We start from the raw sequence: 18964 nt of genomic DNA on the forward strand, positions 1-18964 counted from the left end.
AATAACAAGTAAATACAATAACTATCGCCGCTGCTCTTTTATAAATCCCCACGTATTAATTATTTTATTATGCTTTCTGCCGATTATAAATATATCAATATAAATTAATTTAATAATTGAACTTGCTTATTTTTAACCGTTTAGTTGTAAATACTAAACAAACTATTACCTGATAATAGTTACATAGCCTGAAACCTGTTTACGGCCGTTTTTGGGGTTGATGATATAGTAATAGGTACCTACCGGCAAATTACTGCCTTTATATTTACCATCCCATGGTATAGGGTAGCCAACGGATGTAAATAATTTTTCACCATAACGGTTAAATATATCAACTGTGCAATTGGGGTAATTATCCAGATATTTTATATTCCAGGTATCATTAATACCATCGCCGTTAGGGGTAAATGTATTAGGTATTACCAGGTTTTTTAAAACATTAACCAATACGGTGGCTGTAGCAGTACAATTATTGCCCGAGGTAATAGTTAGCGTGTATTGTACATCATTATTGAGGCTTACAACCGGGTTTGGTATATCATCGCGGTTTAAACCGGTTGCTGGCGTCCATTTATAAGTAAGATTATCGCCGGTGGCTGTGGCATTCAATCTAACTTCCGATCCCTCAAGCATCGTAATACTTGAGTCAACAGTTATCTGCGGTGTAGGAACCACATTAACCTGTTGCGATGCTGTATAGGTACAGCCATTTGTTGCCGTAAACAGATAATTAATAGTAAATGTACCCAGCCCTGCAACACCCGGACTAAACAAGCCTGCCGGTGAAATTCCCGTACCGCTAAATACACTTGTGCCTGTGTATTCACCGGTATTTGCAATGATCTGCACAGGTGCCGATCCTGAACATACGGTCCCCAATTGTGTTAAAGTAACCGTAGGGTTTCCGTTCACCGTAATGGTTGAATCAAGCTCGCTTGCGCAAGACTGGCTGGCCCCTGAATACACCACCATTCTCACATCATAGTATTGGGGCTTATCTGAATTGGTAAGCGGATACTGATGGTAATATTTTTTATCGGCAGGCATATTGCTCCGGGTATAAACTACAGAATTGGCAGGGTTATTATTATAATCAAAATACCATACTATACTGGTTATATTACCAAAATCAACTGATGACCTGTCTTCAAAAACAATATTATCGCTGCTGCACAGGTCATTACTATTTTCCACAAAAAAATGAGCTGCCGGGTTTGACCCGTTAACTGTAAATAGCTGAGTTTTTGAAACCGAACAACCATATTTTGAGGTAACCGTTAGCGTAACATTATAATTAGCTGCCTGCGAGTATTTATGCTGAGGATTTTTCAGGTTGGATGTATTTGCATTCGCATCATTTGCGTTGGCATCGCCAAAATTCCACAGATAGGTAAAATCGTCCTGTGTATTATCAGTAATAGTGCTTGCATCTGTAAACTGGGCATTAGCGGCTGCCAGGCAAACATCGGGCAGAGTAAAATCAACCACAGGCATGGGGTTAATTGTTTCAGGCTGTGCATAAGCCAGGCTTGAGCAACCGCTATCATTAATTACAATCAATTTTACGGTATCAATGCCAGCTTTTGCATATGTATGGTTAACCAGCGCGGTTTTAGAGGTAACTGTATCTGTTGTACCATCGCCAAAGTCCCATATCCATTTTACAAGGTTGCCGGTGGCAGTAGTTGATTGATCAGTAAACGTTATATTCTGGGTTTCACAATCAGGGGTTGATGCTGCAAAAAGAGCAACCGGCCGGGCATCTATAGTTAAATTGGGCACACTAAAAACTGATGTACAGCTATCAATATCCGTAACCGTTAAACTCACATTATAATTACCGGGTTTTAAATACTTATGTGCAGGGTTTTGCAGGGTTGATTGCTGGTTATCCCCAAAGTTCCATAACCAGCTTTTTATGGTGTTACTGGCAACGGTTTGATCCGTAAACTGGGTTGAATCGCCAAAGCAAGGCTTATCTACACTAAATTTTGCAACGGGCGGGTTAGATATGGTGTAATCCAGCTCAATAGTTTCTGTTGAACCGCATACATCAGCTGTTGGGTTAAATACAGTGACTATCACCGAATAACTTCCGCTGCTATAAATCACCGGATTTTTAGGGTAACTATAAATATATAATGTCTGGGTTCCTTTTGTTATTGAATCAACAGCGACAGGCTTGGTATCGGTATAAGGCGTGGTGCCGTTTTGAAAATCCCATTGTATACTGGTGGTTTTATATGGCAGTGTTAATTGTAAATTATAATTAACACCCGTACAACCATTGCTTTGCGTGGCCTTGGTTTGTGGGTTTTGTAGTGCGATATATTCATCCAGATCTTGCAAATTGGCACCGGCAGCGTAGCCGTATGATTCATGTTCGCCAAAGCCATAGGCAATGGCATTAAAACCATCACTCGCGCTTATATTATGTGTGCCATTACTCACTGATATTTGCGCGTACGAGTACAAATTATTATTAGGCACTACCGAAAACTGGTTATACGGTTGCCCATCGAGTTTAAATGAAGATGCGGCATCAGTTTTTATTAGCACATTAATATAACTAGCTAATATCAAATAATTACTGGTTGAAAACAGGGTTACATGATCCAGGGTTTGCTCAAGCGGCGTAAGGTAGATCATTTCGGGATCACCAATATCAGCAGGATCATTATCGCATGTTGTCGTATTCGTATTACCTTGCGAAACCGCGTATTGTGCAACCTGGATAGGTTCATCGGCAGTAATGATATTTGGCTGCGATGAGTTAAACTCATAATACAATCCATTTATAAATGAGCCTGGAGCCATAAGCTGCCCGTTTATGGTAACATTGGTAGCCGGATTGCTCAAAATCACTCTAATGATATCAAAATCCCGGTTTTTTAAGGGCACTGTTATATAATTCTTACCCCATGATGCTGTAGGGTATACCTGCTGAAAAAGATTATCGGAGGAATTATCCTTAGGATTACAACCTATTTGAATTCGTGTGCTGCCTGAAAAAACAGCTATCTTTTTACAAGCCTCAGTGCCCGAACTTACTGATTGTATGTGAGTGCCGGTAAGGTCATTACCTGCAAGCCCCTGGTAAACATCGCCCTTGTTTAAAACCACGGAGAAAGCTTTATTTGCGGGTGTACCGTCAAGCAATCCAACAGAAGGAGTAATTTCAACAGTGGTATTATCCTCAGTACCTATAACCATAAATGTTGAATAAGCAGTCTGGTTGGCTTTTTGGGTATAATTAATAGAGGTATAATCCTTGCCTAATGTATTTACGGGCAACAGTAATGTAGCGCCGGATGAATTCTCCGCAAAAATATGCGCGTATATGGCTACCGGTTTTAATGAAGTAATATGAATAGTATTGTGAGATTGCCCCTGGACGCCTATATATGCGGCTGCCGGCATGTTTAAAACGGTTACCTGGTTAGCAGTAACATTAAATGGCATGGAGGGGCTCCCACCCTCAAACTCAACCGTGCCTGATGTATTTACATCTGATGTAATGTACAGGTCCATCTGGCTTCCCATAGTAGTACCCGGTGGATTTGAATTAGCCATATAGGCCGTCCAAAACTCCGTACCTTTATTCGTACTGCCCTGCGAATAACCCTGTAAACAACAAAAAATAAATATAACAGCTATCGCTGTTGAATACAAAGTTCTCACACGTATAAAAAATCACTAATAGCCGGTTTATTATTTGGACAGATGTTTTTTGACTAAAAGCACATAAAGCTATCAAAGAATATATTACATGCAAACAGATACCTATAAATGAATAAAAAAGTTACGTCCCTACTAAATACCCGTATGGGTTTTAGTATTAAAAAAACTTATCCGGATTTGGAACCAGGTTCAGGAACGACTCAAAGTTTTCCTGGTAGTTAGATTGATCCAGTTTATAATAGAACGCCCCTTTTTTTGATGATTGCTTATCCTTCTCAGGCAATTTCACCAGTAAGCCGGTTGATAATAACTTACGACTGAAGTTACGGTCATCAAACTTGGTTTGATAAACGCCTTCATAAAGTGCCTGTAACTGTGGGATGGTAAATTTTTCAGGTAATAACTGGAATAATATAGGGTGAAGCGCGGCTTTATAACGCAACTGTCTTTTGGCCAGCTTAACCATTTCAGTATGGTCAAATATCAGCTCAGGTATTTCATCCAGCAAAACCCACTCGGCATGGTACTCATCACTCAGCTGTTTTTCATACTGATGGATATCAATAAGCGCGAAATAAGCGATGGAAATAACCCGTTCAACAGGGTCCCTATCAGGCTTACCGAATACCTGGAATTGATCCATGTACACATTTTTCAGTCCTGTACGCTGTTCCAGCACACGGTTAGCTGCATCTTCCGGACTTTCGTCAGGTTTTACGAAACCGCCCATCAGGCTCCATTTATGCAATTGGGGTTCAATACTTCGCTGAACAAGTAATAATTTTAAGTCCCAGCCATCAAATCCGAAAATGATACAATCAATGGATACTAAAATTCCTTTTTCACCGGCGTATTTATACATAATTGGGTTAAGAGTTTAAGTACAAGTGTAAAGATAATTAAGAAGAGAATCAAGAGAGAAGAAATAGAATCAAGAATTAAGATTCAGGAATCAAGCTTTCTGGTCTTACCTTGATTCTTGACTCTTAATTCCTGACTCTTTAACTGGTTCTTGAATCTTAATTCCTGACTCTTTTAACTTACTCTTTTTCCCTGCAACAGCATATTCACGGCATCATCCAGCGAACCGGCGCGGGTTACTTCCCCGGAGTTTACAAAGAATATTTCGTCGGCATTTTCAATGGTATTCAGCCTGTGCGCTATAATTACACGTGTGGTATGCTGCGGCAGTTTATCCAAAATATCGCTTAATAGTTTTTCGGTTATGGTATCAACATTGGCGGTAGCCTCATCCAGAATAAGCAGATCCGGGTTTCGTAAAACTGCGCGCATAAATGCTATCAGCTGCTTTTGGCCCAGACTTATGCTATCCCCGCTTGATGACACTTTGGTTTCCAGTCCGCTTTCAAAAAGTGCGAGTAAGCCACCTAAATTCGCATCGGTTATTACCTGTTCAAACTGCTCGCTGGTATGATTAAGATAAAGCTCATTCCCATACAAAATATTCTCTTTTACAGTACCGGTAAAAAGGAAAGGCTCCTGCAAAATAAAGCCGATCTTTTTGGTTCTCTCTAAAGGATCGTAGGAGCGGATATCTTTTCCATCTAGCAATATCGTACCCCTCGATGGGTCATACAAACGTGCTATTAACGAAGCTGTAGTTGTTTTACCGCCGCCTGTTGGGCCAACCAACGCATAGGTTTTTCCACGTTCAAGCTTAAAGCTAATGTTATGCAATATCTCATGGTCAGCAGTATAACCAAAATGCACATTCCTGAATTCTAATAACGATGCCTCAGGTTCGGCCAGGGCATTTTGAACAGTTGGCAAATTGCTTTCCAGCGATAAGATCTGCGAGATCCTGTCCCACCCGGCCATAGCCACCTGGAAACTTGTCCACAAGGCGGCTAACTGCCTTAATGGGTTATAAAACAAGGTAGCGTATGACAGGTAACTTACCAGCAAACCAATACTAAAATCGCCAATACTGATGAGGTATATGCCACAAGCCAATACCAGCAACTGGGCAATACTCGAGAAAAAACTATATACAGGCAGGAAAATATTATTGGCCAAACCCGCGCCTATTGCCGTGCTATAATTGTCTTTATTAGCCTCATCAAAGCGCTTTCTGAAATAATCGCGGCGGTTAAACGCAATAATCACCTTAAAGTTATTCAGACTTTCCTGTATCTCGGCGCTCATACCGCCAACGCTTTTTAAGTTGGTAGCATTCTTCCGCTTAACCCATGGCGATACCACACTGGTAAACAGCAGTATTAAAACACCTGGCGCAAGCGCTACGACTCCCAATTTATAGTGAATGAACAGCAAAGCAATACCAGCCCCCGTCATAGTAGCAATATTACCGATGAATTGCATGAGTGATTGCGAGAAAAACTGGTTCAGCTTATCCGTGTCATTATTCACACGAGATATCAGGTCGCCTGCTTTGTTCGAATTAAAGAAATCGACAGGCAATTGCTGTAATTTATTGAAGATAGCATTCCTCAGCGTGAATAGCATGCGTTGCCCTACCCCGCCCATTAATTTGGTTTGCATATAGCTGCTCCCCAATGCCGCAGTGTACATGGCTAACAATATACCCGCGTTAATTAATACGCCATGGTATTGTTTGGTTTGCACATACTTATCAATGGTAAGCCCAATAATTAGCGGGCCCAATAAATTAAGCGTTGAGTTGGTAAGTATGGCCATTAAAGCCATTAATAAATTCTTTCTTTCGTGTGCAATCAACTGTATCAGCTTTTTAAGCGCTGTATAGGTTGATGTCTTTTCCTGCTTTTCCGAAAGTTTATTAAGATCGTAGTTCATTTGCATTTATATTTTACTTCCGGAATTTCTATTTAGCAACGGTTTCATAATTGCTGGTACTTTGCTGCGAGTTAAAGATCTGCACATATTCAGGACTACTGTGCATCAACTCATCATGTTTACCACTGGCTACAATTTCGCCCTGCATCAATACAATTATCTTATCATAATGCTCAACAGCGCCAATTTTTTGCGTTACCGATATCAGCGTTAAGCCGGGATAATTCTTTTGTACGTTAGCCAATATCTTCTTTTCGGTATTACCATCAACACGAGCGGTAAAATCATCCAGCAATAAAACTCTCGGGTTAACAGCAAGCGCCCTTGCCAGCATAATACGCTGCTTTTGCCCGCCCGAAAGGCTCGACCCGCGTTCTGAAACTATAGTACTTAATCCATCAGGCAACCCATCAATAAAACCTCTTAGTTCGGCAGTATCAATAGCTTTCTCCAGCGATTCATCGGTTACGGTATCGCTAAAGGCGATATTTTCCCTGATACTCATATTAAAGATGATACTATCCTGGAAAACAAAACCTACCTGACTGTGGAACGATTCGCTATCATACGTAGCTAAGCTTCTGCCGTCAAATTCTACCGTACCGTTATTGGCGTTGATAAGCCCTGTAAGCAAATAAAGCAACTGCGTTTTTCCCGCAGCTGTAGGGCCAATAACCGCTATTTTTGAACCTGCGTTTACTGAAAATGAAACGTTTTCCAACGCAGGCTTTTGGCCGTATAATACAGTTACATCCTTCAGGTCGATATCACCTCTTAATAGCTCTTTAACAGTGCCTGTTTGCGGCAGATCGGCGGCGTTTAAAACTATATTAATACGCTCATACGATGCCGTTGCCTGGGCTATAATATTGCTCATGAAACCGATAACCAGTATAGGGAATATCAGCAATGACAGGTAACTGTTAAATGCCGCGAAATTACCCAGGCTCATGCTGCCTGCAATCACATAATGACCACCCAGTACCAAAATACTTAGGGCTGCCATGTTAGCGGTAAAGGTGATGATTGGTATCAAACCGGCAAAAAGATTTAATATAGACAGCCCAAAATCTTTGGCTCTCGTATTTGCCTGTAAAAACTTGGCGTATTCCAACTGTTGTGAGTTGATAACCCTTATAAGCGCCGAACCCATTATACTTTCGTTGATTACCTTGTTAAGCCAATCGATAACCGCACGGCTCTCTTTAAATAACACTCTTACCTTCTTCAACACATAAAAAAATGTGCCGCCGATAATAGGGATGATGGCAATAACGCAAAGGGCCAATCGCCAGTTGATGATCAGCAATAAAATACTGGCACCAATAATTATGAATAGCGACGAAGCTATTGACACAACCGCCTGCGATACGAACATTTTGATGGAATCAACATCAGCAGTAAGGTTGGTAAGCAGCTTGGATGGGTTTACCATTTCAACAAAGGCATAGCTTTGTTTTGATATTTTGTCGGACAACTTGCTCCTCAAATCCCGCGCCACACGCTCAGAGGCATAGGTTTGTATAATACTTTGCAGATAAGTAAATATAAATATGGCAATTACCGCTAGCGTAAATTCAATAATAATAGGCTTATAAACAAATTGCTTATGGGTATAGGCATCAATACCATTGGCAATTATTTTAGGCAGTAACAGGTTAATACCATTACTAAAAAGCGCGAATACTATCAGCATTGCTACCAAACCCATATAAGGTTTAAGCAAACTGAATATCCCGGGCTTTTTAGCCTGTTTATTTGCAGACTGATCTTTAGGTTTTTCCATGCTTTAGTTTAGATGAGTGCAACGCACATTTTCAATAATTCGGGTAAAAATAGCAAAGCTTTATTAAGCAGCCATAAATATTGTATTCTAATAAGGGAAATCGTCATAGCAAGGTGTTTATTTTACATCCGTTTAATACTACAGACGATTGGGCGATAAAAACATTTTAAATACATTTACGCAATTGCCAAATAAAACTATGATAACACCCTTTAATTCCGAAGATGAATACATACTGGAGGATGAACGCGTGCTGCTAAGGCCGCTTGTTGCCAGTGATTTTAATATACTGTTGCCTTACGCCATTAATGAGCCGGATACCTGGAGATACTCCGCAGTTAACCCTGCCGGTGAAGAAGGAATGAGGACTTATGTAGATGGTGCACTTAAGGCCAGGGCAGAAGGTAAAGAATATGCTTTTATTGTTTATGACAAACAAACCAATGAGTACGCCGGCTGTACCCGTTTTTATGATATACAGCCACAATACCAAAGCTTACAACTGGGTTACACCTGGTATGGCGAAAAATTTCGCGCTACGGGTTTGAACAGGCATTGCAAGTTCCTGCTGCTGCAATTTGCTTTTGAGCAATTGGGTATGGTACGTGTTGAATTTAGGGCCGATGCCAATAACGCCCGCAGCATTGCCGCCATGAAAGCATTAGGCTGTAAAGTTGATGGCACACTCAGGAGCGTTATGCCATTAGAAGATGGTACACGCCGTAATACCATTGTGTTAAGTATTTTGAAAGATGAATGGGAAAGTGGCGCGAAGGAAGCGTTGAAGGGGAAACTTTCTTAAAACCATGTCATTGCGAGGAGGAACGACGAAGCAACCTCGTCGCGTTTTGATCTGCAAGCGACGAGGTTGCCGCGCTATCACTCGCAATGACACGCTTTTTAAAGCAAAAAAAATAGCGATGGGTTTAAAACCCATCGCTATCATAAATATCAGTATTATCTTTCTACTTAGATCCTACCAGTGGTTTATCAACCGAAGAAGATCCTCTTATCCTGAGCTCGCTATTTAAAGTAACCTGCTCCAGTTGGCGGCTGCCGGCCGGTGTTTTTAATTTGTGCAGCAAAATAGTTATCACATTATCAGCAATTTCTTCAATAGGCTGCGCTATAGCGGTAATTGACGGCGAGTACATTTCAAATACCTCATTATCATCAAATGATATAACGGCTACATCATCCGGCGTTTTTATGCCCAGGTTACTCATCGCCTTTAAGCCGCAAACCCCAAGGCGGTTAGTACCGAATAATATGGCATCAAACCCTTTATTCTTTTCAAGAAATTCGGTAATTGGTTCAATAATAAATTGCGGATCCTGGTAAAAATCAACTTCTTTTATATGTGATGCCAGGTTGTGTTCCTTCAGCGCCTTTTCATAACCATCCATACGCGCCTGCATTTGTGTTTGGTGCGATGAGAAGGTTATAAAGGCAATATTTTTATACCCGTGATCAATAAAATATTTGGTGGCATTGTACGTAGCATCCAAATTATCAACCACCACATAGCTCGATTCAAGCTCGGGGAAAAACCTGTCGAAAAGCACAACCGGCAGGTCATCTTTTATAAGGGCCGCAATATCATCTTCCACGCCAACAGGCGGGGCAATTATATAGCCATCCACATGCCTGTCGCGGAACATGTTTATCAGGTCCTTGGTTTTTGCCGCATCGTTATCTGTACTGCAATAAATTATCCGGTAACCATTTTTGTAAGCCCTGTCCTCAATATAACGGGCGATATTTGCGAAAAAGATATCCGATATGTTTTCAACCATCAAACCAATGATATTTGATTTACCGGTACGTAAACTTTTAGCCAACGAGTTGGGTTTATAGCCAACTTCCTCAACAAATTTCAATACCTTTTGCACCAATTCATCGCTTATCCTCTTTTCTTTAGCCCTGCCATTTAATATAAACGATACGGTGGTTTTTGAAATATTCAGCTGGTTAGCAATATCAACTATTGATAATTTTTTGTTTACCATTTAATTTACTCTTGTTGGATGTCAGTTTATTTTTGATATAAAAATCTAATATAGCGTCTATTTGTTTATTTCGCAATTATACGGGCTTTCAACCTATTCCACCACAGGAAAAGCCGAAATCCTTAACCTTGCGCCGCCCATGGGTACCAGCGTTAATTTAGTAACTTTTTCAGCGGTTTTTACCGGACTTACAGGTAATACGCCACACAGTCCATATTGGTCAATTGTCCACCCGGGTATTTGTTTACCTTGCGCAACAAGCTCAATGGGTGCATTGGCATTGGTGAACGGGTTATCATCCTTAGGCCATTGCTTTTTAATTACTTTAAATGATAATTCCGGGTGTTGTGTATCCACCAATAAACCATAGTTCCAGCTTGATGCAGGGTAAATGTTATAGGCCGGCCATTTGGATTGATCGGCATCAGCCTGCCAGCCCGAATCGCCTTGTACAGCGGTTGTAGCATCTGTTTTTACATAATTCTCCGCAATTTTTAAGGAGAATGTAAGCGGACCATAATTTACGCTGACGCTGTTTTTATTCTGATTCCATTCCCTCACTTTCAACGCCATTGGCAATTGCAGGGCAACTTCATCGCCATTTTTCCAGTTATTAGTAAGCATTATATAGCCACCAGGCATTGCATTAACCGGCACTGTTTTACCATTAATGCTTACCGATGCGCCATTACACCATGCCGGTATACGCAGGTAAAGCGGAAAAGTAACATTACGCGGAGTATTTATAGTAAAGTTCACCCTATCGTTAAACGGATAATGTGTTTGCTCGGTAAGTTTAACCCGGATACCCTTGCCAACTTTTGCCGTTACTTCACCTTCGGAATATAGTTGCACGGCAAGCCCGTTATCGGCAGTTGCCATCCAGCTGTTCTCGGCATAATAAACCCAGCCTGCAGAGTGGTTATGCTGGCAACACCTGCTACTGAAAGGGTTCATGGTTAAAAACGGACCCGTGTTAGCTATACCCGGCGAGTGATCTTTGTTATCGCTCACTACCATATTTGGCGCGGTTAAATAACGCAGAGCTTTATAGTCGGATGTAAAAGCTGCCGGGAAGGTGTTAAATGCGACATCTTCGCAGTTATCGGCCCAAAAAGTATCACCTGTAGATTGCAATAAAAACTCATCCGATGTCATTTGCTCCACCATGCCGCAGGTTTCTACGGCCTGACGCGGGTCGTCATAACCTTTGCGGGCATTTTCGTCGGCACCAAACATGCCGCCCGGTACCTGCCCATAAATATTGCGGATCAACTTAAAATCATTATAAGTTGCTGCAAGATCATTGGCATTATGACTTTGTTGGTAATAGGTAGCAGGCTCCCTGAAACATTCGGCCACATTTACGTTATGCCAGTTAGGCAGGTTATTTTTTTGTCGCCAGTTAGCCGTGTTGTGGTCTATTTTTGTTGCCAGATCCAGCAGCCATTTTTCACCGGTACGGTTATATAGCCAGTACACACTCACCATATTATCTCCGCCCCTGCTGTTTTCCCAGTAATCCTGTAAAAACTTATCATCAGGTATAGCAAGCTCCCATTTAAAGTACTTGCTCATAAAGCTCAGCACCCGTGCGTCTTTCGAATATTCATAATAGGATTGCATGCACCACAGCATCGGCATATTGGCCCACAGGTCGCGCTTGCCATCGCCTTTGTAAATTATGGGGCCAAAATCGCCATCGGGCTGCTGGTTATTTATCACTGCATCTATCCAGAATTTGGTATCCTTCAGCATGCGCTCATCCTGCAGCACGTAAGCAATATCGCCATAACCTTTTAACCAGTAAGGCAATTCTTCCCAGCCATATTTACCTTTCCGGTCTTTATTGAGCCAGGCATTATCAGTTTTGGTAAGCCATATGCTGATCTCGCCCAGATGCCCGGTAAGGCCATCCTTTTGTAATTCGAGTTGTTTTTTTAGCCAGCCACCGGGTTTTATAGCACTTAATGGCAGCTTTACAAAGCTTTGTGCAGTTAGCGGTGCTTTGTTACTTACATAATAAGCGTTGGATGTGGTACTGGCAGGTTTACTAATAAAAACAACAGTTTGCGCATTACTTACGCCTGGTAAAAAGCACAGCGCCATTAAAGGCCCGGCATATTTTCGGATTTTAAAATTGATGGTAGTCAGCAACAATTTCTTCATAAAACAGATGATGTAGTACAAATTGGTTTTAAACGTAGATTTAGAAATCTGCTGTCAAGATAGTACTTAAAAACGTTTTAGCAAATTCTTTCTGAAAATTCAAGCTTAATTGTTACAATGTATCCATCCACACGTATTAAGAATGAGTTTATATAACAACTTATGTAAAAGTTGGTAAGGTCAAGTTTGTACCTTCGTCGCAAATAAAAATTTATGGCTACAACAAAACTTACAATTAACAACAACGGATCAGTTAAAATAGATGGCGATTTTGAGATAGTGGATATGCAGGGTAACAACTACGGTTTACAAGGCAGAACGGTAGTATCAATTTGCCGTTGCGGACTATCAGCAAACAAACCTTTTTGCGATGGCTCACACAAAGGGCATTTTGAGCATGATGCTATCGCATTTGATTTGCCTCCGAAGAAGGTATAATTTATTAATCAGAAGGGTGTCACCCTGAGCGATAGTCGAAGGGTGAGCGCAGAGGCCTTTATCCGTATACTTCGAGTACCTCAGTATGACACCCTCCTTTTTACATCACATAAACATTGCGCTACTTCATCCATATAGGTTACCACGGCTCGCGGTACAGCGGCTGGCAGAAACATCCGGGCGTTGTAAATGTGCAGGAAGTTTTGGAAACCTGTTTGGGTAAGATCCTGAAGCAACCTGTCCCCATTACCGGCTGCGGGCGCACCGACGCGCTGGTGCATGCCAGTCAATTCTTTTTTCATATTGATATTGAAAATGAATGGGATTTCGACCTGCTTTTCAGACTGAATAAATTATTGCCCGATGATATTGCCGTTTTTGATATCATCCCCATGCAGGGCCTGCCCCATGCCCGCTTTGATGCTGTACAGCGTGGTTACGATTACTTTATCCATACTTATAAAGACCCATTTTTCAGCGGGTTTAGCTCATTATATCCTGAAAATAACCTTGATCTGCATAAAATGAAGGCCGCCATACAATTGCTGCCGCAGTATGATGACTATCGCGCTTTCTGCAAAATGCCCGACAGGATAGATCATACCATTTGCCATGTAAGCACCGCCAGATTATATACTGATACCACCGGCGACAGGCTGCGCTTCCACATCTCCGCCAACCGTTTCCTTAGCAAAATGGTGCGCATAATAACAGGCCGCCTGCTTGAAATTGGCCGGGGTACCATGAGTGTAGATGAGTTTGAGCATTATTTAGCTGATAAAATTACCCCACAGATTATTACACCTGCACATCCTCAGGGATTATATTTATCCAAAGTAACGTATCCCTATCTGGATCTGCCGGTAAGATCGGCATTTTCAACGATGATGGTGAGTGGGGATTGGAAAGAAGTGTAACTCTTCTCTCTATGTCATTGCGAGCGATAGCGTGGCAACCTCGTCGCGTTCAATATGCATGCGACGAGGTTGCTTCGTCGTTCCTCCTCGCAATGACAGAAGGGAGTAATAACATCATTATTTTTATCCTTATCTTCGCGGCTTAATACTATTTGAATGGTGTGGTTAGATAAATTTAAGCTGAACAAGGGGTTATCACGTACATTAACCGAAGCGGGGTACCTTAATCCTAAAGAGATCCAGCTAAAAACATTGTCGCGTATAATTGGCGGGCAGGATGTTATTGCTGTTGCTCCCGAAGGCTCAGGTAAAACTACCACCTATATCATCGGCATATTAAACCGCATTACGCGTGGTTATGATGATGCCCCAAGGGTATTGATCCTGGTACCTGATAAGGAACGTGTTGAAGCGGTGATGCAACAGTTTGATCAGCTTAAAAGAAACGATACCATACAGATAGTCGGCCTGTACGTTACGCCCGGCATTGAAGCGCAAATGAACGCTTTGGCAGATGGCGCCGATATAGTAGTCGCCACCCCCGACAGGGCCCGTGCCATCTACCTTAAACTTGGCCTCAACCTTAATAAAATTGATGTTTTAATAGTTGATGATGCCGAAGATATGGTAAAACAAGGCCTGCAGCTGCCTGTTGCCGAACTCGCCAACAGTATCACCAAAAGCCAACACCTGGTATTTACCGAGGTATTGCATGCCAAGCTCCATAAAATGATTGATCCTTTTATGAAAATGCCGGCTATTGTTGAGGCTGAAGAGCTGGAGGCTATCCCACTGAATACCCATCAGCAATTATTATATAATGTACCTAATTTCAGGACTAAGCTAAACCTGCTGAATTTATTTATGCAGGATGATGAGCTATTCACCAAAACGGTAGTATTTGTAAATACCCGTGTTACTGCCGAAACCGTTCAGAAAAGCTTAAAGCATAGGATGAGGGAATCAGTGGTAACTATTAACCCGCTTTCCTACGAATCCAAAAGCGTACAGGATGTGGCTGAATTTAAGCAGGATGATACGCTTAAAGTATTGATCATTGCCAATGAAAATGCTGACGAGCTTGATTTAAGTGGCATTCCCTTCCTCATCCATTTAGATGTACCGGAAGAAAAAGAACTATTTATTAATCGGATAGTAAATAACGGCGATGATGACGACACGCTGGCTATAACTTTCTCAACTGATATTGAGCTTGCCCTTGTTAAAAAAATTGAGCAGGCCAGTGGCAAAAAAATGCCTTTAGCTGCGCTGCCTGATGAGTTGGTTATTGATACCGATAAAAAGGAGAAGGAAGCGCCAGCTGAGAAACCAGCTGCCAAATCAAAGAAAACAGAACCGGTTGCAGGTGAAGCTTTCCACGAGAAGAAGGCGGCTAACTCAAAAACTTATAATTATAGTTCGGGCACTAAAGCCAAGATGAATAATAAACGGAAGCATTAAGATTCGCTTCGATAATTTTTGGTTAGCGCCCGCCCGCTGACGGCACAAACGCGCAAAGTCAAAACCCAGGTTTATAGAATTTAAGGATTAGACGGTATTTTTAAAAACTCATTAAAATTCCCTGTTCAAACACCTAATGACTCAATGGCAGCGAAGCGTAATGACCAATGACTATTGAATACCTAACATTTTGTTAAAAACTAAATTGATTTTAATACGATTTAATGACAAACGATTTAGCTTAAATTAAACTTAAAATTTTACCTTTGCGGCTCATTACAAATCATGAGCGATCAGATTAAACATGAGTGCGGTGTGGCGTTTATTCGTCTTCTGAAACCACTCTCTTTTTATCAAAAAAAGTACGGCACAGCGCTGTACGGCATAAACAAGCTATACCTTTTAATGGAAAAACAGCATAACCGCGGCCAGGATGGCGCCGGTGTTGCTACCATTAAACTGGATGTTGAACCCGGTAAGCGCTATATAAGCAGGCACCGTTCAATGGCTTCAAATGCTGTTGCTGATATATTCGAATACATCCAGAAAAAATTTGCTGAGATTGAAAAGGAGACGCCTGAAAGAATGGCCGATGCTGAATGGCTCAAGCAACACGTTAGTTTTACCGGCGAAGTGTTACTGGGCCATTTGCGTTATGGTACGCATGGCAAAAACAGCATTGAAAACTGTCACCCCTTTTTAAGGCAAAATAATTGGATGACCCGTAACCTGGTTATTGCAGGTAACTTTAACATGACTAATGTTGAAGAGCTACTGCAACAACTATACGACCTCGGCCAGCACCCTAAAGAAAAAGCTGATACCGTTACCGTGCTTGAAAAGATAGGCCACTTTCTGGATACAGAAAATCAGGGGCTTTTTGATCAGTATAAACGCGAAGGTTTGGACGATAACATGGAGATCAGCAAACTGATAGCCAATGATATGGATGTTGCCAAAATTCTACGTAAATCAGCCCGTTCATGGGATGGTGGTTATACCATTGCCGGTATACTGGGCCATGGTGATGCATTTGTAATGCGCGACCCGATCGGTATCCGCCCTGCGTACTATTACTACAACGATGAAATAGTTGTTGCAGCCTCAGAACGTCCCGCTATACAAACAGCTTTCAATATTCCTATCGACCAGATCAGGGAAATAAAACCTGGTCATGCCTTGATCGTGAAGAAGAATGGCAAGATCACTGAAGATATGTTCAGCGAGCCGCAGGAAAAGAAAGCATGTTCATTTGAGCGTATTTACTTTTCACGCGGTAGTGATGCCTCTATTTACCGTGAGCGTAAGCAGTTAGGTAGATTGCTTTGTCCGCAGATATTGGATGCTGTAGGACATGATGTTAAAAATACCGTATTCTCTTATATCCCTAACACAGCCGAAGTTGCCTTTTATGGTATGGTTGAGGGGATACATAAATACATTAAGAAATACCAGCGCGATCGTTTATTGAACCGTGCGGATAAGATAAGTGAAGAAGAATTGACCGAGGTACTGAGTATGGCGCCACGTGTTGAGAAGATCGCTATTAAAGATGTTAAGCTGCGCACCTTCATCACTCAGGATGCTGACCGCAGCGAAATGGTTGCCCACGTTTATGATACCACTTATGGCCTCATAAAAAATGGCGACGATACATTGGTTGTATTAGATGACTCGATAGTTCGTGGTACTACGCTTAAGCAAAGTATATTAAAGATACTGGATCGTTTAGGTCCTAAAAAGATCGTTGTAGTTTCATCTGCTCCGCAAATCCGTTACCCTGATTGTTATGGTATCGATATGTCGCGCATGGGTGAGTTTGTGGCTTTTGAGGCGGCTATAAGCCTGCTGAAGGAGAAAAACATGGAAGATGTGATCCTGAATGTTTACCAGAAATGCAAGGATAGCGCCCATCTGACTAAAGAAGAGGTGGTAAATTATGTAAAGGCCATTTACGAACCATTTACCGATCAGGAAATATCTGATCGTATTGCAAAGATCATCACACCTGAAAAAACCAATGCCAAAGTACACGTGATATACCAAACACTGGATAACCTGCATAAAGCCTGCCCGGATCATACCGGCGACTGGTATTTCAGTGGTGATTACCCAACCCCGGGTGGCAATAAGGTTGTTAACCGTGCCTTTGTAAACTGGATGGAAGGTAAAAAGGACAGAGCATACGCATAAGCGTATCTGGAATATAATTAAAGGGTGTTATACTTAGTATAATACCCTTTTTTGTTTTATGCCATTGTGTGTGATGAGGCTTTTTTAATATCTTAGCCTTTCATAATTTACCTATGAATAAGAGACCGACCAACTACCTGTTACTTTGCATTTTTACTTTATTAACGTTTACTATAAAGGCACAGGATAAACTGCCATTACAACAACTTCAGCAACAATTTGTCGATCTGCGGTTTGGGATGTTCATACACTTTAATATCCCAACTTATATGGATCAGGACTGGCCTGATCCGGAAGCATCCCCCTCCTTATTCAATCCAACAAAATTAAACTGCGACCAATGGGCAAAAGCGGCAAAATCTGCCAATATGAGCTATGGTTGCCTTACTACTAAGCATCATAGTGGCTTTTGTATCTGGGATACCAAAACCACCGATTATAACGTAATGAATAGTCCGCTAAAACGGGATGTGGTTAAGGAATTTACGGATGCCTTCAGGGCAAATGGTTTAAAGGTGATGCTGTATTATTCTATATTGGATACACACCATAAAATACGCCCACATTCAATTACTCAAAAGGATGTGGAGATGATAAAAGCACAGCTTAGAGAATTACTAACTAATTATGGGCCAATATCAGCCCTGATTATTGATGGCTGGGATGCGCCATGGTCGCGGATATCATATGATGATGTGCCTTTTGAAGAGATATACAATCTTGTAAAATCATTACAGCCCAATTGTGTAATGATGGACCTTAACGGCGCGAAATACCCGGCTGAGGGTTTGTATTATACAGATATTAAAACCTACGAAATGGGAGCTGGTCAGCGAATATCAAAGGAATATAACCGCATGCCAGCATTGGCCTGCTTACCAATTAACGGCTCATGGTTTTGGAAAACGAATGATCCAACCAGCCCGGTAAAAGACCCGGTAAAACTGGTGAATGATTACATTATTCCGTTTAACAAGGTTGATTGTAACTTTATACTGAATGTATCGCCCAACCGCGATGGCTTAATTGATGATAATGCTTTGGCCGCGTTAAGCAGCATAGGAAAAATATGGAAAAATGATGGCCCGGCACCTCAACTACCTGTTATTGAGCCACCAATTATATCATCAAACCTGGCTAAAAATCAGCCATCAAACTCCAGTTGGAGCGATGATATGAATATTATGGATTTTGCCAATGATGATGATTTTACTACTTCATGGGTATCAAATCCTACAGTAAAACAGCCATGGTATGAAATTGACTTCGACAGGGATAAAGCATTTAATGCAATAGCTATTGCCGAAGAAAAAGCAAACATTACCAATTACCGTCTTGAATATTGTGAAAATGGGGTATGGAAAACACTTTTTGATGGCGAAAATGGTAAACGCATCAAACTACACCGGTTTAACAGGGTATGGGGCAATAAAGTAAGGATACAGATCGGCAAGGCAGATCACCAGGTATCAATAGCCGAATTTGGTGTATATAATGAACGCAGATAATGATTA

Annotated in this window: 12 protein-coding genes; 6 read left to right on the forward strand and 6 right to left on the reverse strand. The window is 41.4% G+C overall.

Annotated elements, in window-relative coordinates; genetic code table 11:
- Positions 1–165: 165 nt before the first annotated feature.
- The 4 genes from BLU33_RS16355 to BLU33_RS16370 form a co-directional block, all read right to left on the reverse strand.
- On the reverse strand, positions 166–3681 hold the full coding sequence (locus BLU33_RS16355; RefSeq protein WP_157682185.1) for a PKD domain-containing protein: 3516 nt from the start codon (positions 3679–3681) through the stop codon (positions 166–168).
- A 157-nt stretch (positions 3682–3838) separates the two neighbouring features.
- Positions 3839–4543 carry an NUDIX hydrolase gene (locus BLU33_RS16360; RefSeq protein ID WP_091375330.1) on the reverse strand — a complete coding sequence of 235 codons (705 nt, stop codon included), beginning with the start codon at positions 4541–4543 and terminating at the stop codon, positions 3839–3841.
- Positions 4544–4716: 173 nt separating this feature from the next.
- Positions 4717–6477: an ABC transporter ATP-binding protein gene (locus BLU33_RS16365; protein WP_091375333.1), complete on the reverse strand. Its 1761-nt coding sequence runs from the start codon at positions 6475–6477 to the stop codon at positions 4717–4719.
- A gap of 28 nt (positions 6478–6505) precedes the next feature.
- Positions 6506–8263 (reverse strand): ABC transporter ATP-binding protein, encoded by a 1758-nt coding sequence (locus BLU33_RS16370; RefSeq protein ID WP_091375336.1) that lies wholly within the window; start codon positions 8261–8263, stop codon positions 6506–6508.
- 199 nt (positions 8264–8462) lie between these two features.
- Between BLU33_RS16370 and BLU33_RS16375 the strand changes: the two genes are divergently transcribed.
- On the forward strand, positions 8463–9065 hold the full coding sequence (locus BLU33_RS16375) for a GNAT family N-acetyltransferase (protein ID WP_091380718.1): 603 nt from the start codon (positions 8463–8465) through the stop codon (positions 9063–9065).
- Positions 9066–9228: 163 nt separating this feature from the next.
- Here the strand turns inward: BLU33_RS16375 and BLU33_RS16380 are convergent, their stop codons facing one another.
- Complete coding sequence (locus tag BLU33_RS16380) at positions 9229–10272, reverse strand: LacI family DNA-binding transcriptional regulator (RefSeq protein ID WP_091375338.1); 1044 nt, start codon at positions 10270–10272, stop codon at positions 9229–9231.
- 93 nt (positions 10273–10365) lie between these two features.
- The gene (locus BLU33_RS16385) at positions 10366–12441 is read right to left on the reverse strand and encodes a beta-L-arabinofuranosidase domain-containing protein (protein ID WP_232009314.1); all 2076 of its coding nucleotides are present in this window, start codon (positions 12439–12441) and stop codon (positions 10366–10368) included.
- Between the two features lie 213 nt (positions 12442–12654).
- Between BLU33_RS16385 and BLU33_RS16390 the strand changes: the two genes are divergently transcribed.
- From BLU33_RS16390 to BLU33_RS16410, 5 genes are all read left to right on the forward strand, one after another.
- On the forward strand, positions 12655–12879 hold the full coding sequence (locus BLU33_RS16390; RefSeq protein ID WP_091375341.1) for a CDGSH iron-sulfur domain-containing protein: 225 nt from the start codon (positions 12655–12657) through the stop codon (positions 12877–12879).
- Between the two features lie 116 nt (positions 12880–12995).
- Positions 12996–13796, forward strand: a complete 801-nt coding sequence (locus BLU33_RS16395; protein ID WP_091375344.1) for a tRNA pseudouridine synthase A — start codon at positions 12996–12998, stop codon at positions 13794–13796.
- A 156-nt stretch (positions 13797–13952) separates the two neighbouring features.
- On the forward strand, positions 13953–15257 hold the full coding sequence (locus tag BLU33_RS16400; protein ID WP_317040525.1) for a DEAD/DEAH box helicase: 1305 nt from the start codon (positions 13953–13955) through the stop codon (positions 15255–15257).
- Positions 15258–15542: 285 nt separating this feature from the next.
- On the forward strand, positions 15543–17450 hold the full coding sequence (locus tag BLU33_RS16405; RefSeq protein WP_091375347.1) for a class II glutamine amidotransferase: 1908 nt from the start codon (positions 15543–15545) through the stop codon (positions 17448–17450).
- A gap of 113 nt (positions 17451–17563) precedes the next feature.
- Complete coding sequence (locus BLU33_RS16410; RefSeq protein WP_091375350.1) at positions 17564–18958, forward strand: alpha-L-fucosidase; 1395 nt, start codon at positions 17564–17566, stop codon at positions 18956–18958.
- Positions 18959–18964 lie beyond the last annotated feature (6 nt).

It is taken from the genome of Mucilaginibacter mallensis (assembly GCF_900105165.1).
Lineage (GTDB): Bacteria > Bacteroidota > Bacteroidia > Sphingobacteriales > Sphingobacteriaceae > Mucilaginibacter > Mucilaginibacter mallensis.

Bases quoted from the DNA above. Each gene is read 5' to 3' on its own strand.
- BLU33_RS16360 (WP_091375330.1), bottom strand. From the start codon at position 4,543: ATGTATAAATACGCCGGTGAAAAAGGAATTTTAGTATCCATTGATTGT.
- BLU33_RS16365 (WP_091375333.1), bottom strand. From the start codon at position 6,477: ATGAACTACGATCTTAATAAACTTTCGGAAAAGCAGGAAAAGACATCA.
- BLU33_RS16370 (WP_091375336.1), bottom strand. From the start codon at position 8,263: ATGGAAAAACCTAAAGATCAGTCTGCAAATAAACAGGCTAAAAAGCCC.
- BLU33_RS16375 (WP_091380718.1), top strand. From the start codon at position 8,463: ATGATAACACCCTTTAATTCCGAAGATGAATACATACTGGAGGATGAA.
- BLU33_RS16380 (WP_091375338.1), bottom strand. From the start codon at position 10,272: ATGGTAAACAAAAAATTATCAATAGTTGATATTGCTAACCAGCTGAAT.
- BLU33_RS16385 (WP_232009314.1), bottom strand. From the start codon at position 12,441: ATGAAGAAATTGTTGCTGACTACCATCAATTTTAAAATCCGAAAATAT.
- BLU33_RS16390 (WP_091375341.1), top strand. From the start codon at position 12,655: ATGGCTACAACAAAACTTACAATTAACAACAACGGATCAGTTAAAATA.
- BLU33_RS16400 (WP_317040525.1), top strand. From the start codon at position 13,953: ATGGTGTGGTTAGATAAATTTAAGCTGAACAAGGGGTTATCACGTACA.
- BLU33_RS16405 (WP_091375347.1), top strand. From the start codon at position 15,543: ATGAGCGATCAGATTAAACATGAGTGCGGTGTGGCGTTTATTCGTCTT.
- BLU33_RS16410 (WP_091375350.1), top strand. From the start codon at position 17,564: ATGAATAAGAGACCGACCAACTACCTGTTACTTTGCATTTTTACTTTA.